Genomic DNA, 18,885 nt, shown 5'->3' with positions numbered 1-18,885 from the left:
CTGTCTGCCGGGGTGGTGCAGGGACAAGCGGGGGATGGAAGAGCTGCGGGGCCGGCCCCGGGCGGTCCGGGGGCAAGCCACGGGGCACCGCACTCACTCTTCAGTGTGCGCGGTGCCCCGCGAATCAGTCTGTGTGCTACGTAACCTTCACGACAATCGGCAAAAGTTACGTATACCTAGCAAAGGCTACAGGCTGGGGTACAGCGGGTGCTTCGCGGCGAGCGCGGAGACCCGGGCCTTCAGTGCCTCGGCGTCGTACGCCGGCTTCAGCGCCTCGGCGATCACGTCCGCGACCTCGGCGAAGTCCTCCGTGGTGAAGCCGCGGGTGGCCAGCGCCGGGGTGCCGATCCGCAGGCCCGAGGTGACCATCGGGGGGCGCGGGTCGTTCGGGACCGCGTTGCGGTTGACCGTGATCCCGATCTCGTGCAGCCGGTCCTCGGCCTGCTGGCCGTCCAGCTCGCTGGAGCGCAGGTCCACCAGGACCAGGTGGACGTCGGTGCCACCGGACAGCACGGAGACGCCGTGCTGGGTGACGTCGTCCTTGACCAGGCGCTCGGCCAGGATCCGGGCGCCGTCCAGGGTGCGCTGCTGGCGCTCCTTGAAGTCGTCCGAGGCGGCGATCTTGAAGGAGACCGCCTTGGCGGCGACCACATGCTCCAGCGGGCCGCCCTGCTGACCGGGGAAGACCGCGGAGTTGATCTTCTTGGCCAGCTCGGCGGTGGAGAGGATCACGCCACCGCGCGGGCCGCCGAGGGTCTTGTGGGTCGTGGTGGTGACCACATGGGCGTGCGGCACCGGGTTGGGGTGCAGCCCCGCCGCGACCAGGCCCGCGAAGTGGGCCATGTCGACCATCAGATAGGCGCCGACCTCGTCCGCGATCCGGCGGAAGGCGGCGAAGTCCAGCTGGCGCGGGTACGCGGACCAGCCGGCCACGATCAGCTTCGGCTTGGACTCCTTGGCCAGCTTCTCGACCTCGGCCATGTCGACCTGGCCGGTGGCGTCGTCCACGTGGTAGGCGACCACGTTGTAGAGCTTGCCGGAGAAGTTGATCTTCATGCCGTGGGTCAGGTGACCGCCGTGGGCCAGGTTCAGGCCCATGATCGTGTCGCCCGGCTTGAGCAGCGCGAACATCGCGGCGGCGTTGGCCTGGGCACCGGAGTGCGGCTGCACGTTGGCGTGCTCGGCGCCGAACAGGGCCTTGATCCGGTCGATGGCGATCTGCTCGACCACGTCGACGTGCTCGCAGCCGCCGTAGTAGCGGCGGCCCGGGTAGCCCTCGGCGTACTTGTTGGTGAGGACCGAGCCCTGGGCCTCCATGACCGCGACCGGAGCGAAGTTCTCCGAGGCGATCATCTCCAGGGTGGACTGCTGGCGGTGCAGCTCGGCGTCGACGGCGGCGGCGACGTCCGGGTCCAGCTCATGCAGGGGGGTGTTCAGAAGCGACATCGATCTGGCTCCTCAGGCGCCGGAGAACTGGGCGTACTCGTCCGCGGAGAGCAGGTCCTTCGGCTCCTCGCTGACACGTACCTTGAACAGCCAGCCGCCCTCGAACGGCGCGGTGTTCACCAGGGACGGGTCGTCCACCACGTCCTGGTTGGACTCGACGACCTCACCGCTCACCGGCGAGTACAGGTCGCTGACGGACTTGGTCGACTCCAGCTCGCCGCAGGTCTCGCCCGCGGTCACCGTGTCGCCGACCTCCGGGAGCTGGGCGTACACCACATCGCCGAGCGCGTTCGCCGCGAACTCGGTGATGCCGACCGTCGACACGCCGTCCTCGGCGGGCGACAGCCACTCGTGCTCCTTGCTGAAGCGCAGCTGCTGGGGGTTGCTCATGACCTGGATTCTCCTGTACGCGGGGGAGTGGTGGTGAACGGGGGAGCGGTGGCGCGGGCGTGCCTCACCCGTGCTACGGGGCCGGATGCGGCCGTACGGGTACGGGCTGACCCTTCCGTACGGCTACGGGCTACCGGCTACGCGGTCACTTCTGCCGCTTGTAGAACGGCAGCGCGACGACCTCGTACGGCTCATGGGTACCGCGGATGTCGACGCCGACGCCCGCGGTGCCCGGCTCGGCGTGCGCCGCGTCCAGGTAGGCCATGGCGATCGGCTTGCCGAGGGTGGGGGAGGGGGCGCCGGAGGTGACCTCGCCGACCACCTCGCCGCCGGCCACCACGGACATCCCGGCGCGCGGCACCCGGCGGCCCTCGGCGACCAGCCCGACCAGCTTGCGCGGCGGCTTGGCGGCGGCGCGCTCGGCGGCCGCCTCCAGCGCGGCCCGCCCGACGAAGTCGCCCTCCTTCTCGAACTTGACCACCCGGCCGAGCCCCGCGTCGAACGGGGTCAGCGCGGTGGTCAGCTCGTGCCCGTACAGCGGCATGCCCGCCTCCAGGCGCAGGGTGTCCCGGCAGGACAGCCCGCACGGGATCAGCCCGGCCTCCGCGCCCGCCTCGGTCAGCGCGGTCCACAGGGTCTCGGCGTGCTCGGGGGCGGAGAACAGCTCGAAGCCGTCCTCGCCGGTGTAGCCGGTACGGGCGATCAGCGCCGGCACCCCGGCGACGGTGCCGGGCAGCCCCGCGTAGTACTTCAGCCCGTCCAGGTCGGCGTCGGTCACCGAGGCGAGGATGCCGGGGGAGGCCGGGCCCTGCACCGCGATCAGCGCGTAGGCGTCCCGGTCGTCGCGCACCTCGGCGTCGAAGCCGGCCGCCCGCGCGCTCAGCGCGTCCAGCACGGTCTGGGCGTTGGAGGCGTTGGCGACGACCATGTACCGCCGCTCCTCCAGCCGGTAGACGATCAGGTCGTCCAGGATGCCGCCGTCCTCCTGGCAGATCATGGTGTAGCGGGCGCGGCCCACGGCGACCGAGGAGATGTTGCCGACCAGCGAGAAGTCCAGCAGCGCGGCGGCCTGCGGCCCGGTGACGGTGATCTCGCCCATGTGGGACAGGTCGAACAGCCCGGCCCGGCTGCGGACGGCCTGGTGCTCGTCCCGCTCGCTGCCGTAGCGCAGCGGCATGTCCCAGCCGGCGAAGTCGGTCATGGTCGCGCCCAGCGCGCGGTGCACGGCGTCGAGGGCGGTCGTACGGGGGGCGGTGCTCATCGGATGTGGCTCCCAGGTCCGGGGCATGCTGGCGAGGACGATCCTCCCCATCTGTCATCGGAACCTGAGAGGTTCGCCGCGACCACGGCGGGTCGGGGCTTGCACCTTGGGTGGAGCCGGCGGAGCGGCTCGCTTTTCAGATCTGCCTCATCGCGTGCGGTACGGGGCCTGAGAGATTCAAGGGAGGGACTTGCTCCTTCGGCGCCCGGGGCGTGCGGTGTACCTCTCGGTACGGCCCCGGAACTCTCCCGCGCGGATTCGAGCGGCCGGTATGCGGTTGTCAGCACGGTCGAGCGGTCGAGCTGTCCAACTGTGCGCGTGGCGGGCACATCATCGCACGAGCACTGCCATCGGAAAAGGTCCGGATTGCCGGGGCCTCAGCGTGGGGATGGTCATATCACTTGTGCCTTATTACCGATTCTTTACACTTCAGGGGCAAAGCTCGGAACACGGCGAGCCCCTGGCGTGAGACAGCTCGGGAAGCTGGGCCCGACGGGGCCCGTTGGACGGGGGAGTGAGCGATGAGGACGCAGCGCACCGAGGCGTACGCGACGGGCGCGGGCCCGGCCGGCGCGGCCGGCACCGGGTCCGGCGGCGCCGTGCGGCCCCGGCTGCCCGCCCGCGCCCGGGCCACCGCCGCGGATCCGGCCGCCCGCCCCGCCCTGCCCACCGTGCGCGATCTGCGCGAGCGCTCCGGCCGCGGCCCGCGCGCCCTCACCTTCGCCCCCGGTGACCTGGTCGTCGTCTCCGGACTGCCCGGCAGCGGCAAGTCCACCCTGATCGCCCGCGCCGCCCAGGGCCGCGGCATCGACTCCCAGGACGCCCGCGAGCGCTGGGAGCACCGGATGCCCGCCGCCCTGCCGTATGCGGTCTACCGCCCGCTCGCCCGGCTCGCCCACTACGCCGGGCTGCGCCGGGCGCTGCGCTCCGGCGAGCCGGTGGTGGTCCATGACTGCGGCACCCAGGCCTGGGTGCGCCGCTGGCTGGCCCGGGAGGCCGCCAGACGCGGCCGCCGGCTGCATCTGCTGCTCCTGGACGTCACCCCGCGCACCGCCCGCCAGGGCCAGCGCGACCGGGGCCGGGGCGTCTCCGGCTACGCCTTCGCCCGCCACCGCCGGGCCGTCGGCCGGCTGGTCGGCGACGCCGAGCGCGGCATCCTCCCGGCCGGCTGCGGCTCCGCGATCCTGCTGGACCGCCCCGCCGCCTCCGCCCTGCGCCGGATCGCCTTCGACGGCTGACGGGCCCCGCTCGCCCGGGTAGGCAGCCCCTTCCCGCCCGGGCTGACAGCCCTCGCCCGCCCCGCGTTAGGGTGCAGCCACCGGTGACCCGACCGGGGCGGAGGCGCGCGCGGCGCGGGGAAGGACAAGGGCAGCAGTGGACACCGCATGGCCGGCCAACGAGCTGGAGGAGGCGCTCGCCGCCTCGCTCGGCACGCCCGAGGCGGGGGCCCGCCTGATCGAGGTGCTGGGCCGCAGCCAGGTCTGGGTGCCGCTGCCGGGCGGCGGCGGCCCCGACAGCCGCGATCTCGACCTGCCCACCCTGGAGCTGGACGGCCAGGCCTACGTCCCGGTCTTCAGCTCCGCCGAGCAGTTCCAGCGCTGCGCCGGCCCCCGCCTCCCGCACGCCGTGGCGCCCGCCGTGGAGTTCGCCCGGGGGCTGCCCCCGCAGGTCGGCATCGCCGTCAACCCGGGCGGCGCCGTCGGCGTACCGCTGCCGCCCCCGGCCGTCGCCGAGCTGTGCCGCATCGGGCACACCCCGCTGGACGGGCCCGCCTCCGGCGGCCGGGTGCGGCTCTTCGAGCCCGACTGGCAGGACGACCCGGTGGACTTCCTGGCCGCCGCGGCCGCCGAGTTCGACGCCGCCGGCACCGTGCTCACCGCCCGCCGCTGCCTGGCCAGCGTCGAGGGCGGCGACCCGGTGCTCTTCATCGGCGTCCAGCTCTCCTCCTGGGAGGGCCCCGAGCGCACCGCCCCGATGGACGCCCTGGGCCGGGCGCTCGGCCGCGTCCCGGTGCGCTGGCCGGTCAACCTGGTCCTGCTCGACGTGGCCCAGGACCCGGTCGGGGACTGGATGCTGGAGCGGGTCCGCCCCTTCCACCAGCGCGGACCGGCCTGACCGCGCCCGTCGCACATAAGCTTGCCGGGTGGGCCGGGTGGCCCGTAGAGGGGCGGGAGAACGAGTGAGCGGGTCAGGCACCGCGGCGACCGGTGGGGTCGAGGAGCTGCTCGGACGGGTCGTGCCCGGCCGGTACGACGCCTACGAGGCGCTGCTGCACGCCCTCGCCGACGGCCGGCTGTGGATGCTGCTGTGGCAGGGCCGCCCCGGCTCCTCGGACGCCCAGTACGGGAACATGGAGGTCGACGGCCACGGCTACGCCCCGTGCGCCACCTCCGAGCGGGAGCTCGCCGCCTCCGGCTGGGACCGCGCCCACGAGGTGGTCACCGGGCGGGACATCGCCCGCGCCCTGTACGCCGAGCGCTGGGGCCTCTGGCTCAACCCGCACGCCCCCGGCGGCGGTGTCGGCGTCCCCTGGCCCGACCTGCGCCGGATCGCCGCCGGCCTGGACCGGATGCCCGCCGGACCGCTGCGGCTCTCCGAACCCACCATCGCCCTGCCGCAGTTCTACGCGCTGCTCGCACAGAACGCCCACCGCACCCCGGCCGTCCGCTCGCTGCGCCGCGCCTGGGTGCAGCCCGCCGCCGGCACCCCGTACCTGGTCATCGGCCTCGACCTGTACGACTCCGGCCAGGGCGCGGTGGACGCGGTGCGGGCCATCATGAGCCAGTCGGTGGCCGCCGTCCCGGACGGGCTGCCGGTCTCCACGGTCGCCATGTCCGACTCGTACGACCCGGTGGCGCTCTGGCTGCGCGCCCACGCCCGCCCCTTCTACGACCGCGAGGCCCACGCCACCGCCCCGGTCGTCCCCCACACCGGCTACGGCTACCCGCCCCGTACGCTCTGAGCTTTCTGACGCCGATTCAGGCGGCGGGTGCACCGCACGCGCCGAAACCGCATCCTCCCGGACGACCGACACCCATGCCGGTCAGTCGATCCAGTCGATCCAGTCGATCCAGTCGGTCCAGTCGACCCGGTCATCCGAGAGGGCACCCATGTCTTTCCCGCCTCCCCGTCCGTCCCGCCGCGCCCGCCGCACCGCCTCCGGTCTCGCCACCGCCCTGCTCGCCCTGGCCGGCCCCCTGGCGCTCCCGGCCGCCCCCGCCGTCGCCGCCGCCCCGGTCAAGGCCGGGCCGATCAGCACGGTGACCTACCCCGCGGCCGACCAGGGCGCCGCCCTCCGCTACTGGACGCCCGAGCGCATGAAGAAGGTCGGCGGCACCGTCGACCTGGGACCGAGCGGGCCGCTCGGCAAGCCCTGGACCGGCAAGGCCGTCCCCAGCGTCGGCCGGCTCTTCTTCGTCAACCACAAGGGCCAGGACACCTGGTGCACGGCCACCTCCGTCACCAGCGGCAACGGCTCGGTGATCATGGCCGCCGCGCACTGCGCCCGGCTCGGCTCCTCGCCGGTGAACACCTACACCGACCTGGTCTTCGCCCCCGGCTACGCCAAGGGCAAGGCCCCGTACGGGCGTTACGCCGTCAAGGCGACCATGACCCCGCGCAGCTGGGCCGAGGACACCGTCAACGACGTGGCGGCGATGGTGGTCGCCACCCCCGTCAAGGGCAAGCGGCTGGCCGACGCGGCCGGGGCGCAGCAGATCGCCTTCGGCCGCAAGGCCGGTGAGCGGGTCACCGCCTTCGGCTACCCGGCCACCACGCCCCAGCGGGGCGAGGAGCTGATGCACTGCGCCGGCACCACCAAGCCCGCCCCCGGCAACGAGCTGCTCCTCCCGTGCGACCTGGCCGGCGGCTCCAGCGGCGGCCCCTGGCTGGCCGGCTTCGACCCCGCCACCGGCAAGGGCACCGTGGTGTCGGTCCTCAGCCACGGCGAGGACCTCGCGAGCAGCAGCCCGATCTACGGGCCGGTGCTCGACCAGACCGCCCGGGCCGCCTACGACGCCGCCCAGCGCGGCTGACCTGCTCCGTCGCTCCGGCCGGTCCGCGACCCCGGGCCGGCCGGAGCGCCCCGCCCGTCCCGATCCAACTCAAGGACCACCCGCCCCGCCCCCGCCGCCCGCCCGCCGATGTGCCCGCACATGGGTGCCGATGACCGCGTGGCGGCCCTATCTCCCGTATACGTCCGGTTGGTTCGGTGTCCGGGTCTCGACTGGGTATCACCGCTATGCGGACTGTTCTCCTCGGTCAGAGGCGTGGGTAGTGTTCGGCCAATCGAACCCAGCGACCATGCGCACATACCAGGGGTGGGCTATGCACACGTATCGATCACGATCCATCCGGGCGGTCACGGCGGTGGTCGCCGTCGGGCTGATCGCCTCTGGTTGTGCCAGCGACCGCGACAAGGACGGTGACAAGGGCGGCGCCAAGGACACCTTCGTGTTCGCCGGCGCCGGCGACCCCGGTTCGCTCGACCCCGCGCTCGCCACCGACGGCGAGACCTTCCGGGTCACCCGGCAGGCGTTCGAGGCGCTGCTGGAGCACGAGTCCGGCGGCAGCAAGCTGACCGGCGGCCTGGCCGAGACCTGGTCCAGCAACCCGGCCGGCACCGTGTGGACCTTCAACCTCCGCAAGAACGTGAAGTTCCACGACGGCGAGCAGTTCAACGCCGCCGCGGTCTGCGCCAACTACGACCACTGGTTCAACTGGAAGGGCACCTACCAGTCGAGCGCGGTCTCCTACTACTGGCAGGCCATCATGGGCGGCTTCGCCAAGAACGAGGACCCCGAGACGCCCAAGGCCAACTACAAGTCCTGCACGGCCAAGGACGAGAACACCGCGGTCATCGAGGTCAACGAGCCCTCCGCCAACCTGCCCGGCGGCTTCTCCCTCCAGGCGCTGGCGATCCACTCGCCGAAGGCGCTCAAGGAGTACGCGAAGCAGGACGCCTCCGCCAAGGGCGACGCGATCACCTACCCCAAGTACAGCCAGGAGGCCGGCACGGTCGCCGGCACCGGCCCGTACAAGATCACGAAGTGGAACAAGGGCAACAAGGAAGTCAGCCTGTCCCGCTTCGACGACTACTGGGGCGACAAGGCCAAGATCAAGAACCTGGTCTTCCGCACGATCTCCACCGAGGAGACCCGCCGCCAGGCGCTCCAGGCCGGTGACATCAACGGCTACGACCTGGTCGCTCCGGCCGATGTGAAGACGCTGGAGAAGGAGGGCTTCCAGGTCCCCACCCGCGACGTCTTCAACATCTTCTACGTCGGCATGACCCAGACCGCCAACCCGGCGCTGAAGAAGCCCGAGGTGCGGCAGGCCATCTCGCACGCCATCGACCGGGAGAACCTGGTCAAGACCCAGCTGCCCGAGGGCGGCAAGGCGGCCACGCAGTTCATGCCCGACACGGTCGCCGGCCACTCGGACAAGGTGAAGACCTACGCCTACGACACCGCGAAGGCCAAGGGGCTCCTCAAGAAGGCCGGCGAGGAGAAGCTGAAGGTCCAGTTCTGCTACCCGACCGAGGTCACCCGCCCGTACATGCCCGCCCCGCAGGACATGTTCGAGCTGATGAAGGCCGACCTGGAGAAGGCCGGCATCACCGTGGAGCCGAAGGCCATGAAGTGGGCCCCGGACTACCTGGACGCCACCGAGGCGGGCTCCTGCGCCCTGTACATGCTCGGCTGGACCGGTGACTTCAACGACGGCTACAACTTCATCGGCACCTGGTTCGCCGGCTTCGACAAGCAGTGGGGCTTCAAGGACAAGAAGGTCTTCGACGCCGTCACCGCCGCCTCCAAGGTGACCGACCCGGCCGGCCGCGTCGAGGCGTACAAGAAGGCCAACGAGATCATCGCCGAGTACGCCCCCGGTGTGCCGATCTCCTCCTCGCCGCCGGCCATCGCCTTCGGCAAGAACATCAACCCGCCGAAGGTCTCCCCGCTGACGCAGGAGAACTTCGCCGAGGCCAGCTTCAAGTAACCGCACACCTTGCGGGTCCGCCCGGCCACTGAGACCTCCGTGGCCGGGCGGACCCGCTCCAACGTGAGAAAGGGGCACGCGGGGTGCTGCGACTCGTCGTACGAAGACTGCTACAGCTGATACCCACCCTGCTCGGCCTGTCGGTCCTGCTGTTCCTCTGGCTGAACCGACTGCCCGGCGGACCCGCCTCAGCGATCCTGGGCGAGCGCGCCACCGAGGCCGAAGTGGCACGGATCAACCGGGCCCTCGGGCTCGACCAGCCGATCACCGTCCAGTACTGGCGCTTCCTCAAGCGCATCGCCGAACTGGACCTCGGCACCTCCACCCAGACCGGCCAGCCGGTGTGGGACGAGTTCACCCTGCGCTTCCCGGCCACCGTGGAGCTCAGCGTCGCGGCGATCCTGCTCGCCGTGGTCGTCGGCATCCCGCTCGGCTACCTCGCCGCCAAGCACCGCGGCGGCTGGCTGGATGTGGCCTCCGTCTCCGGCTCGCTGGTCGGCATCTGCATCCCGGTCTTCTTCCTCGCCCTGCTGCTCCGGGCGCTCTTCTCCGTCCAGCTCGGCTGGTTCCCCAGCTCCGGGCGGTTGTCCACCGGGCTCGACGCCACCGTGGTCACCGGCTTCGCGGTCCTCGACGGGCTGCTGACCGGCGAGATCGACGCCAGCTGGGACGCGCTGGTGCACCTGGTGCTGCCCGCCGTCGCGCTCGCCTCCATCCCGCTCGCCGTGATCGTCCGGATGACCCGCGCCAGCGTGCTGGAAGTGCTCGGCGAGGACTACGTCCGCACCGCCGAGTCCAAGGGCCTGCAGAAGCGGACCGTGCGCGGCCGGCACGTCCTGCGCAACGCCATGCTGCCCGTCGTCACCGCCGTCGGCCTGCTCACCGGCAGCCTGCTGTCCGGCGCGGTGCTCACCGAGTCGGTCTTCGACTTCGGCGGCATCGGCTCCTTCATCCGCACCGCGATCGACGCCCGCGACTACCCGGTGCTCGTCGGGTTCATCCTCTTCATCGCCATGGTGTACGTCCTGATCAACCTGCTGGTCGACCTCGCGTACAGCCTCATCGACCCGAGAGTGCGGGTGCACTGAGTTGACCACCCTGACCAAGAAGGCGGACAAGGTCGACCGGCTCGCGGAGCTGATGCAGACCTCCGAGTCCACCACCGGTGCCAGCCTCTGGCGCGAGGCCGCCCGCCGGCTGCGCGACAGCAAGATGGCCATCATCGGCGCGGTGATCATCGCGGTGTTCGTGGTCCTGGCGGTCATCGGCCCCTGGATCGCCCCGTTCACCCCCACCGCGCAGACCTGGCGCGGCGAGGTCTTCCCCAACCGCGGCGAGTTCGTCGGCATGCGCGGCGAGAACTGGTTCGGCCTGGACCACCTGGGCCGCGACCTGTTCTCCCGGATGCTCGTCGGCGCCCGGCAGACCCTGCTGGTCGGCGTGGTGTCCATGCTCATCGGCCTGGTCATCGGCGCCCTGGTCGGCGTGGTGTCCGGCGCCGCCGCCACCCTCGGCGGACCGATGGGCCGGCGCCTGGACACCGTGATCATGCGGATCACCGACATCATGCTGTCGCTGCCCTCGCTGCTGCTGGCCGTCTCCATCGCCGCCGTGCTGGGCCAGTCGCTCACCACCGTGATGATCGCGGTCGGCGTTGTCCAGATCCCCATCTTCGCCCGGATGCTGCGCGGTTCGATGCTCGCCCAGGGCGGCTCCGACTACGTGCTGGCCGCCCGCGCCCTCGGCGTACGGCGCAACCGGATCGTGCTCACCCAGATCCTGCCCAACTCCCTCAGCCCGGTCATCGTCCAGGCCACCCTGAGCCTGGCCACCGCCATCATCGAGGCGGCCGCCCTGTCCTACCTGGGACTGGGCAACCCCGACCCGGCCGTCCCCGAGTGGGGCGTGATGCTCTCGCAGGCCCAGCGGTTCTTCGACAACGAGCCGATGATGGCGGTCTACCCGGCGGTCGGGATCATCATCACCGCCCTCGGGTTCACCCTGCTCGGCGAGGCCATGCGCGAAGCACTCGACCCGAAGCTGCGAGGCTGAACCACCATGCCACTGCTCTCCGTTGACGAACTCAGCGTCACCTTCACGGCCAAGGGCCGCAAGGACTCCACGGCCGTGGACGGCGTCTCCTTCGACGTCGACCAGGGCCAGGTCGTCGGCCTGGTCGGCGAGTCCGGCTGCGGCAAGTCCGTCACCTCGCTGGCGCTGATGGGCCTGCTGCCCGCCAAGGGCGTACGGGTCGGCGGCCGCGCCGAGTTCGACGGCACCGACCTGCTGAAGCTCGGCCCCGCGAAGATCCGCGACATGCGCGGCCGCCATCTGGCCATGATCTTCCAGGACCCGCTGTCCTCCCTCAACCCGGTCGTCCCCATCGGCGTCCAGGTCACCGAGATCCTCCAGCGCCACCGCGGCCTCAAGGGCGAGGCGGCCCGCAAGGAGGCCGCCCATCTGCTGGACCGGGTCGGCATCCCGGACCCCGCCCGGCGGCTCAAGGAGTACCCGCACCAGCTCTCCGGCGGGATGCGCCAGCGCGCCCTGATCGCCATGGCGGTCGCCTGCGCGCCCCGGCTGCTCATCGCCGACGAGCCGACCACCGCGCTGGACGTGACCATCCAGGCCCAGATCCTGGAACTCCTCAAGGAACTGGTCGACCAGGAGGGCACCGCCCTGCTGATGATCACCCACGACCTGGGTGTGGTCGCCGGACTCTGCGACGAGGTCAATGTCCTCTACGCCGGCAAGGCCGTGGAGACCGCGGGCCGCCGCGAGCTGTTCGCCCACCCCACCCACCCCTACGCGCACGGGCTGCTGGGCTCCATCCCCCGCCTCGACGCCCCGCGCGGCGAGCCGCTGAACCCCATCCGCGGCTCCATCAACGACAAGATCGCCTGGGCCGACGGCTGTGCCTTCGCGCCCCGCTGCGACCACTACACGCTGGAGTGCCTGACCGGCACCCCCGAACTGACCGAGCCCCGCACCGCCGGCCACCAGGTCCGCTGCGTCAACCCGGTGCTGCCCCCGGTCCGGCCCGCCGCGGAGGTACCGGCATGAGCCTGCTCGAACTGGACAACCTCAAGGTCCACTTCCCCATCCGCAAGGGCGTGCTCTTCGACCGCACGGTCGGCCATGTCTACGCGGTCGACGGCGTCTCCCTCAAGGTCGAGGCCGGCCAGACCTACGGCCTGGTCGGCGAGTCCGGCTGCGGAAAGACCACCCTGGGCCGCGCGGTGCTGCGGCTGGTCGACGTCACCGAGGGCGAGGTCGTCTTCGACGGCACCGACCTGGCCAAGCTGGACGAGGAGGCCATGCGCCGCTTCCGGCGCCGCCTCCAGATGGTCTTCCAGGACCCGCTGGGCAGCCTCAACCCCCGGCAGAACATCGAGTCCATCCTCGCCGAGGGCATGGCCGCCCACGGCATCGGCGCCGACCAGGCCGAGCGCCGCGAGAAGATCAAGGCCATCCTGGCCAAGGTCGGGCTGCCCGCCAACGCGCTCTCCCGCTACCCGCACGAGTTCTCCGGCGGCCAGCGCCAGCGCATCGGCATCGCCCGCGCCCTGGTCCTGGAACCGGACGTGATCATCTGCGACGAGCCGGTCTCCGCGCTGGACGTCTCCATCCAGGCCCAGGTCGTCAACCTCCTCGAAGAACTCCAGGAGTCCCTGGGCCTCACCTATCTCGTCATCGCCCACGACCTGGCCGTGGTCCGCCATATCTCCGACGTCATCGGGGTGATGTACCTCGGCTCGCTGGTCGAGGAGGCGCCCAGCGACGCCCTGTACGAGGGGCCCCGCCACCCGTACACCAAGGCGCTGATGTCGGCGGTCCCGGTGCCGGACCCCGACCTGGAGGACCGCCGCGAGCGCATCCTGCTCCACGGCGACCTGCCCTCCCCGGCGAACCCGCCCGCCGGCTGCCGCTTCCACACCCGCTGCCCCTGGGTGCAGGAGACCAAGTGCGCCACCGACCGCCCCGAGCTCACCGACACCGGTGACGGGCACCGGGTGGCCTGCCACTGGACGGCCGAGATCGAGGCGGGCACCCTGGCCCGCACCCGCGCCACCGGCGTCGAGGCGGTCACCGAGACCGCCGCCGTCGCCGAGGAGCCGGCGGTCGCGGACGTCGTACGGGAGAAGGAGAACGGCAAGGCGGTGGCGGACGCCGAGCCGGAGCTCCCGGTGCCGGGTGTCGCCGCCGGCGCCCCCGCCTCCGACGCCTCCACCGCCGTGCCCCGCCCGGCCGAGGCCCCGGCCGACGAGCGCTCGCCCTCCGCCGAGGGCGGCGGCAAGCGCTGACGGCGTACGGGGGCGGGTGCGGCGACCGCGTACGGTACGGGCCGCCGCACCCGCCCCCTCCCGGCCGACAGGTGGCCGGCGCCCGCCCCCCCCGGAAGCCGAGGGGCGGCCTGCGCCCGGCACGATCCCCTCCCCGCGCCCGGCACAATAAGGCGTGCTCCAGGACTTCTTCACGCCCTCCGTCCAGCACGCACTGGACCTCGTGGGCATCTTCGTCTTCGCCATCTCCGGCGCCCTGCTCGCCGTGCGCAAGAACTTCGACGTCTTCGGCATGGCGGTGCTCGCGGAGGTGACCGCGCTGGGCGGCGGGCTCTTCCGGGACCTGGTGATCGGCGCCGTACCGCCCGCCGCCTTCACCGACCTGGGCTTCTTCCTGATGCCGCTGGTCGCCACCGCCCTGGTCTTCTTCCTGCACCCGGTGGTCGAGCGCACCCAGGCCGCCGTCAACGTCTTCGACGCCGCCGGACTCGGACTGTTCTGCGTCACCGGGGCCACCAAGGCGTACGAGTACGGGCTCGGGCTCACCGCCTCCGCCGTGATGGGGCTGGCCACCGCGGTCGGCGGCGGTGTGCTGCGGGACGTGCTCGCCAACGAGGTGCCCTCGCTGCTGCGCTGGGACCGCGACCTCTACGCCGTACCGGCGATCGTCGGCGCCACCCTGGTGGTGCTCTGCATCCGGTTCGAGATGCTCAACCCGTTCACCAGCGGGGTCGCCGCCGTCACCGCCTTCGTGATCCGCATCCTGGCGATGCGCTACCACTGGCGGGCCCCGCGCGCCTGGAACCGCCGCTCCTCGGCGGCCGAGGAGGTCATCCCGGAAAAAGCTACCGCTTAGTAACGCACCCGTTGTACGGTTCCGCCATGGACAGCTCGAACAGCGTGCGGAGCCACGGACCGGGCAGCGCTCCCGCCCTCGTACCGGACGGCCCCGCCCTCGCGACCGGCAGCGAATTCGACCGCGACACCGCGGTGACCCGGCGCGAGCCCGGTGTCTACGACGCCGACCTCTCCGCCGGATGGACGATCATCCAGGCGGTCAACGGCGGCTATCTGCTCGCCCTGATCGGCCGGGCCCTCGCCGACGCCCTGCCGCACCCCGACCCGTTCACCGTCTCGGCCCACTACCTCACGCCCTCCCTGCCCGGCCCCGCGGTGGTCCGCACCGAGACCGTCCGCACCGGCCGCACCCTCTCCACCGGGCAGGCCTCCCTCCTCCAGTACGCGGAGGACGGCACCGAGATCGAGCGCATCCGGGTGCTGGCCACCTACGGCGACCTCGACACGCTCTCCGACGACATCCGCACCAGCGCCAAGCCGCCGGCCATCCCGCCGCGCGAGCACTGCCTCGGCCCGGCCGACGGACCGGCCCCGATCGCCGGCTCCACCGCGATCATGGACCGCCTGGACATCCGCCTGGACCCGACCACCCTCGGCTGGGCCGTCGGCGCCCCCTCCGGCAAGGGCGAGATGCGCGGCTGGTTCGGCCTCGCCGACGGCCGCGAACCCGACCCGCTCTCCCTGCTGCTCACCGTGGACGCGCTGCCGCCCACCTCCTTCGAGCTGGGTCTGCCCGGCTGGACCCCGACGGTCGAGCTGACCACCCATGTCCGCTGCCGCCCCGCCCCCGGGCCGCTGCGGGTCGCCATCACCACCCGCAACCTGGCCGGCGGCTTCCTGGAGGAGGACGCCGAGATCTGGGACAGCGCCGACCGGCTGGTCGCCCAGTCCCGCCAACTCGCCCGCGCCCCCCGCGCGTAGCGCGCCGCGGGTCTTCGTCAGGGTCGGCCGGTGCGCGGCCCGGTCCGGTGCCAGGGTCGGCCGGTGTGCGGCCCGGTCCGGTGCCAGGGCCGGCCGGTGTGCGGCCCGCGCGCGTAGCTCCTCCGGCTAGGGTCGGCCGATGTGAAGTCCGACCGGCTGCTCTCCCTCCTGCTGCTGCTCCAGACCCGCGGCCTGGTCTCCGCGACCGAGCTGGCCGAGCGCCTCGATGTCTCCGTACGCACCGTGTACCGGGACGTCGAGGCGCTCTCCGCGTCCGGGGTGCCGGTCTACACCGAGCGCGGCCGGCACGGCGGCGTCGCCCTGCTGCCCGGCTTCCGCACCGATGTCACCGGACTGACCGCCGACGAGTCCCGCGCCCTGTTCGTGCTCGCCGCCGAGGGCACCCACGCCGCCCTGGGCCTGGACACCGCCCTCGGCTCGGCGCTGCACAAGGTGATGGCCGCGCTGCCCGCACCGCACCGCCCGGCCGCCGAACTGACCCGCCGCCGGGTGCTGGTCGACCCCGACCGCTGGCTGCGCTCCCCGACCGCGCCCGGGGTCCCGGTGGACGCCCTGCACGACGCGGTGCTCAGCGACCGCCGGCTCCGGCTGCGCTACCGGCACAGCGGTACGGCGGTCCCGAGGACGTACACCGTCGATCCGTACGGCCTGGTGGCCAAGGCGGGCGTCTGGTACCTGGTCGCCGACCACCGGGGCCGCCCCCGCCTCTTCCGGGTGGACCGGACACACCGGGCGGACCCCCTGGGGGAACCGGTGCGCCGCCGCCCGAGGGTGGAGCTGGCCGAGGTGTGGGAGGTGCTGCGCCGCCGGGTGGAGCGGCGCCCGGCGGGCCTGCGGGTACGCGCCCGGGTCCGGGCCGACCGGCTCGACCTCTTCCTCCGGCTGCACGGCGGACTGCTGACCGCCCCGCCCACGCCACCTGGTTCCGGGGAGTGGTCCAGGATCGAGTTCGAGGTGCCCGATCTGCCGCACATACGCCAGTTCCTCGCCTACGGCCCGAGCCTGGAGGTGCTCGACCCGCCCGACGCCCGCGCCGAACTCGCGCGCTCCGCCGCCGCGGTGACAGCCCTGTACGAGGGGCGGGGCGGTGGGGTCAGTCCAACCAGTGGCGGCGCCCCAGGCTGATCAGCCGCATCCGCCGCCGCGCCACCCGGGCGACCTCCGCCCGCGCCTCCGCCCCCGGACCGGCCGCCAGCAGGGCGGACGCCGTCATCACCATATGGTCCACATACAGCCCCGCCAGCATCAGCAGATCGGCCCGCGACCAGCCCGCCGCCTCCGGCACGTCCGCCAGCGCGTCGGCCACCTCCGTACCGAACAGGGCGAGTTGGCCGGAGATCGCCGCCCGCACCGCTGTTACCCCGCCATGCTGCTCCCGTGCGATGAAACGGACGTGAGCGGGGTACTCGCGTACCAGCGCGTCGATCAACTCCACCGCGGCGTCGATCCGTTCGTCGCCGCCGTCCTCGCCGTCCCCACCGCCCTCCGGGCCGGTGCCGTCGCGGACGGTCGCAGCCAGCGCGGTGCGGATGGTCGTGTGCAGGCTGCCGAGGGCCTCGTCGACAAGGGCGACGCCGAGGTCCGCGGTGTCCCGGAAGTGCCGGTAGAAGGCGGCCGGGGTGACTCCGGCCGCGCGGGTCACCTCACGCAGCCCCAGGCTGGTCAGGCTCTGCTCCTCCAGCAGGGTCAGGGCGGCGTCCAGCAGGGCCCGGCGCGTGCGCAACTTCTGCGCCTGCCGGACGCCGGGGGCTCTGTCCCGGGCGGTGTCGGCGGTGTGACTCATTCCACCGAGTAAACAACCGTTCGCCGACTCCGGCCAGTGTCAAGCTAATTAGACCGGGTAGTCAGTAAACAACCGTTCCTCACGTACGACCCTCCACCGGCCCCTAGCGAATCCCCTAGCGAAGAAGGAGGCACCCCCATGCTGTTCATCGTCGCCGCCCTGCTCCTGCTGGGTGTCGTTCTCGGCACCGTGGCCCATATCCCGCTGCCGGTCAGTCTGGCCCTGGCCGCCGTGATCGGCGTCTGGCTGTTGATCTTCACCGCCCGCGAGCGCCGCCGCCGTCCGCTCCAGCGCGGCCGCTGACCCCCTCCGCCCAGAGACAGGGAGATCACCATGGAGCTCACCCGCCCCAACACCGCCTCCACCTCCACCGCCCGCGCCCGGCGCCGGTTCGACGCCAACGGCATGGCCGTCGCCTCCTTCGTGCTGGGGTTGGTGGGGCTGCTGGTGATGAACATCGTGCTCGGCCCCATCGCCATCGGCCTCGCCGTCCTCGCCCTGCGCCGCGGCACCGTCCGCCGCACCCGCGCCTTCCTCGGTCTCGGCCTCGGTGTCGCCGACCTGGTGGTGCTCGCCGTCGTGATGAGCACGTCCAACGGGAGCGCCTGGAGCATCGCCTGAGCCGACGGGGACCATCCCCGGACCCGGCCCGACGCCCCCGGCCCGACGCCCCCGTCCGTCCTCCTCCCCGGCCTCGTAGAATCGGGGCACCATGGCCTACCTCGACCACGCCGCGACCACTCCGATGCTGCCGGAGGCGATCGAGGCGATGACCGCCCAGCTCGCCGCGACCGGCAACGCGTCCTCGCTGCACGCCGCCGGCCGCCGGGCCCGCCGTACCGTCGAGGAGGCCCGCGAAAGCCTTGCCGAGGCGTTCGGGGCGCGCCCCAGCGAGGTGGTGTTCACCTCCGGCGGCACCGAGTCCGACAACCTCGCCGTCAAGGGCCTCTACTGGGCCCGCCGGGACGCCGACCCCCGCCGCGTACGCGTGCTGACCAGCCCCGTGGAGCACCACGCCGTGCTGGACGCGGTGCACTGGCTCGGCGAGCACGAGGGCGCCACCGTCGAGTACCTCCCGGTGGACGGCTACGGCCGGGTGCATCCGGACGCGCTGCGCGAGACGATCGCCCGCGAGCCGGAATCCGTCGCCCTGGTCACCGCCATGTGGGCCAACAACGAGATCGGCACCATCTTCCCCGTCGCCGAACTGGCCGCCATAGCGGCCGAGTTCGACATCCCCATGCACTCCGACGCGGTCCAGGCCGCAGGCCAGCTACCGGTCTCCTTCGCCGACTCCGGTCTCGCCGCCGCCACCCTCTCCGGCCACAAGATCGGCGGCCCGTACGGCATCGGCGCGCTGCTGCTCGGCCGTGACCAGACCCCGGTCGCCGTACTGCACGGCGGCGGGCAGGAGCGCCATGTGCGCTCCGGCACTCTGGACGTACCGGCCGTCGCCGCCTTCGCCGTGGCCGCCGCCCTGGCCCGTCAGCGGCAGCCCGAGTTCGCCCGCGAGATCGGCGCGCTACGGGACGAGCTGGTGGACGCCGTACGCTCCGCCGTCCCGGACGCCGTCCTGGGCGGCGACCCCGACCCGGCCGGCCGGCTGCCCGCCAACGCCCACTTCTCCTTCCCCGGCTGCGAGGGGGACTCCCTCCTCCTGCTGCTGGACGCCCAGGGCATCGAGTGCTCCACCGGCTCCGCCTGCACCGCCGGCGTCGCCCAGCCCAGCCACGTCCTGCTGGCCACCGGCACCGACCCCGACCTGGCCCGCGGCACCCTGCGCTTCAGCCTTGGCCACACCTCCACCCGGGCCGACGTCGAAGCCCTGGCCAAGGCCATCGGCCCCGCCGTCGAACGCGCCCGCACCGCCGGCCTGAGCTGACCCGGCCCGGCTGGCCCGGCGCCAGGTGCGGGTCCGGCGCCCC

General features: G+C 72.7%; 19 protein-coding genes and 1 riboswitch. Of the genes, 15 read left to right on the top strand and 4 right to left on the bottom strand.

The annotated features are described in order from the left end of the window. Positions 1-186: 186 nt before the first annotated feature. From glyA to gcvT, 3 genes are all read right to left on the bottom strand, one after another. A complete protein-coding gene (gene glyA / locus ABZ945_RS16755; RefSeq protein ID WP_361269505.1) occupies positions 187-1,446 on the bottom strand; it encodes a serine hydroxymethyltransferase in 1,260 nt (419 codons plus the stop codon). 12 nt (positions 1,447-1,458) lie between these two features. Then, the gene (gene gcvH, locus ABZ945_RS16750) at positions 1,459-1,836 is read right to left on the bottom strand and encodes a glycine cleavage system protein GcvH (RefSeq protein WP_361269504.1); all 378 of its coding nucleotides are present in this window, start codon (positions 1,834-1,836) and stop codon (positions 1,459-1,461) included. 145 nt (positions 1,837-1,981) lie between these two features. After that, positions 1,982-3,097, bottom strand: a complete 1,116-nt coding sequence (gene gcvT / locus ABZ945_RS16745) for a glycine cleavage system aminomethyltransferase GcvT (protein WP_361269501.1) — start codon at positions 3,095-3,097, stop codon at positions 1,982-1,984. A gap of 147 nt (positions 3,098-3,244) precedes the next feature. After that, a riboswitch (glycine riboswitch) is annotated at positions 3,245-3,358 on the bottom strand. A 260-nt stretch (positions 3,359-3,618) separates the two neighbouring features. On the opposite strand from gcvT, the gene ABZ945_RS16740 reads away from it, so the two are divergent. The 12 genes from ABZ945_RS16740 (at position 3,619) to ABZ945_RS16685 (ending at position 16,302) form a co-directional block, all read left to right on the top strand. Next, entirely contained in the window at positions 3,619-4,335 is a 717-nt protein-coding gene (locus ABZ945_RS16740; protein WP_361269498.1) for an AAA family ATPase, read from the top strand. A 136-nt stretch (positions 4,336-4,471) separates the two neighbouring features. Next, positions 4,472-5,212 (top strand): enhanced serine sensitivity protein SseB, encoded by a 741-nt coding sequence (locus ABZ945_RS16735; protein ID WP_361269496.1) that lies wholly within the window; start codon positions 4,472-4,474, stop codon positions 5,210-5,212. 64 nt (positions 5,213-5,276) lie between these two features. After that, positions 5,277-6,059, top strand: a complete 783-nt coding sequence (locus ABZ945_RS16730) for an enhanced serine sensitivity protein SseB C-terminal domain-containing protein (protein WP_361269494.1) — start codon at positions 5,277-5,279, stop codon at positions 6,057-6,059. A gap of 148 nt (positions 6,060-6,207) precedes the next feature. Beyond that, the gene (locus tag ABZ945_RS16725; protein WP_361269491.1) at positions 6,208-7,131 is read left to right on the top strand and encodes a peptidase; all 924 of its coding nucleotides are present in this window, start codon (positions 6,208-6,210) and stop codon (positions 7,129-7,131) included. Between the two features lie 292 nt (positions 7,132-7,423). Further along, complete coding sequence (locus ABZ945_RS16720; protein ID WP_361269488.1) at positions 7,424-9,094, top strand: ABC transporter substrate-binding protein; 1,671 nt, start codon at positions 7,424-7,426, stop codon at positions 9,092-9,094. Positions 9,095-9,177: 83 nt separating this feature from the next. Further along, positions 9,178-10,182 carry an ABC transporter permease gene (locus ABZ945_RS16715; protein WP_361269486.1) on the top strand — a complete coding sequence of 335 codons (1,005 nt, stop codon included), beginning with the start codon at positions 9,178-9,180 and terminating at the stop codon, positions 10,180-10,182. A 1-nt stretch (position 10,183) separates the two neighbouring features. Beyond that, a complete protein-coding gene (locus ABZ945_RS16710; RefSeq protein WP_361269484.1) occupies positions 10,184-11,146 on the top strand; it encodes an ABC transporter permease in 963 nt (320 codons plus the stop codon). A 6-nt stretch (positions 11,147-11,152) separates the two neighbouring features. After that, a complete protein-coding gene (locus tag ABZ945_RS16705; protein ID WP_361269482.1) occupies positions 11,153-12,157 on the top strand; it encodes an ABC transporter ATP-binding protein in 1,005 nt (334 codons plus the stop codon). Continuing rightward, complete coding sequence (locus ABZ945_RS16700) at positions 12,154-13,398, top strand: oligopeptide/dipeptide ABC transporter ATP-binding protein (RefSeq protein ID WP_361269479.1); 1,245 nt, start codon at positions 12,154-12,156, stop codon at positions 13,396-13,398. The genes ABZ945_RS16705 and ABZ945_RS16700 overlap by 4 nt, the downstream gene beginning before the upstream one ends. A gap of 154 nt (positions 13,399-13,552) precedes the next feature. After that, on the top strand, positions 13,553-14,233 hold the full coding sequence (locus ABZ945_RS16695; RefSeq protein WP_361269477.1) for a trimeric intracellular cation channel family protein: 681 nt from the start codon (positions 13,553-13,555) through the stop codon (positions 14,231-14,233). Positions 14,234-14,259: 26 nt separating this feature from the next. Beyond that, positions 14,260-15,156, top strand: coding sequence for a thioesterase family protein (locus ABZ945_RS16690; RefSeq protein WP_361269475.1), 897 nt, complete (start codon positions 14,260-14,262; stop codon positions 15,154-15,156). Between the two features lie 141 nt (positions 15,157-15,297). Next, the gene (locus ABZ945_RS16685) at positions 15,298-16,302 is read left to right on the top strand and encodes a YafY family protein (RefSeq protein ID WP_361269472.1); all 1,005 of its coding nucleotides are present in this window, start codon (positions 15,298-15,300) and stop codon (positions 16,300-16,302) included. Here the strand turns inward: ABZ945_RS16685 and ABZ945_RS16680 are convergent. Next, positions 16,271-16,960 (bottom strand): TetR family transcriptional regulator, encoded by a 690-nt coding sequence (locus ABZ945_RS16680; RefSeq protein WP_361269469.1) that lies wholly within the window; start codon positions 16,958-16,960, stop codon positions 16,271-16,273. The genes ABZ945_RS16685 and ABZ945_RS16680 overlap by 32 nt on opposite strands. A 138-nt stretch (positions 16,961-17,098) precedes the next feature. Here ABZ945_RS16680 and ABZ945_RS16675 point away from each other — a divergent pair, with 138 nt between their 5' ends. From ABZ945_RS16675 to ABZ945_RS16665, 3 genes are all read left to right on the top strand, one after another. Then, complete coding sequence (locus tag ABZ945_RS16675; protein ID WP_361269467.1) at positions 17,099-17,263, top strand: hypothetical protein; 165 nt, start codon at positions 17,099-17,101, stop codon at positions 17,261-17,263. A gap of 30 nt (positions 17,264-17,293) precedes the next feature. Continuing rightward, positions 17,294-17,581 carry a DUF4190 domain-containing protein gene (locus tag ABZ945_RS16670; RefSeq protein WP_361269464.1) on the top strand — a complete coding sequence of 96 codons (288 nt, stop codon included), beginning with the start codon at positions 17,294-17,296 and terminating at the stop codon, positions 17,579-17,581. A 91-nt stretch (positions 17,582-17,672) separates the two neighbouring features. Then, positions 17,673-18,842: a cysteine desulfurase family protein gene (locus ABZ945_RS16665; RefSeq protein WP_361269461.1), complete on the top strand. Its 1,170-nt coding sequence runs from the start codon at positions 17,673-17,675 to the stop codon at positions 18,840-18,842. The last annotated feature ends 43 nt before the right edge of the window (positions 18,843-18,885 follow it).

Origin of the sequence: Streptomyces sp. NPDC046887, from assembly GCF_040644755.1 — a bacterium.
Classification (GTDB): Bacteria; Actinomycetota; Actinomycetes; order Streptomycetales; family Streptomycetaceae; genus Streptomyces; species Streptomyces lichenis.
Note: the sequence above shows the minus strand (reverse complement) of the source record. Positions and strands in the feature narration are given on the sequence as shown.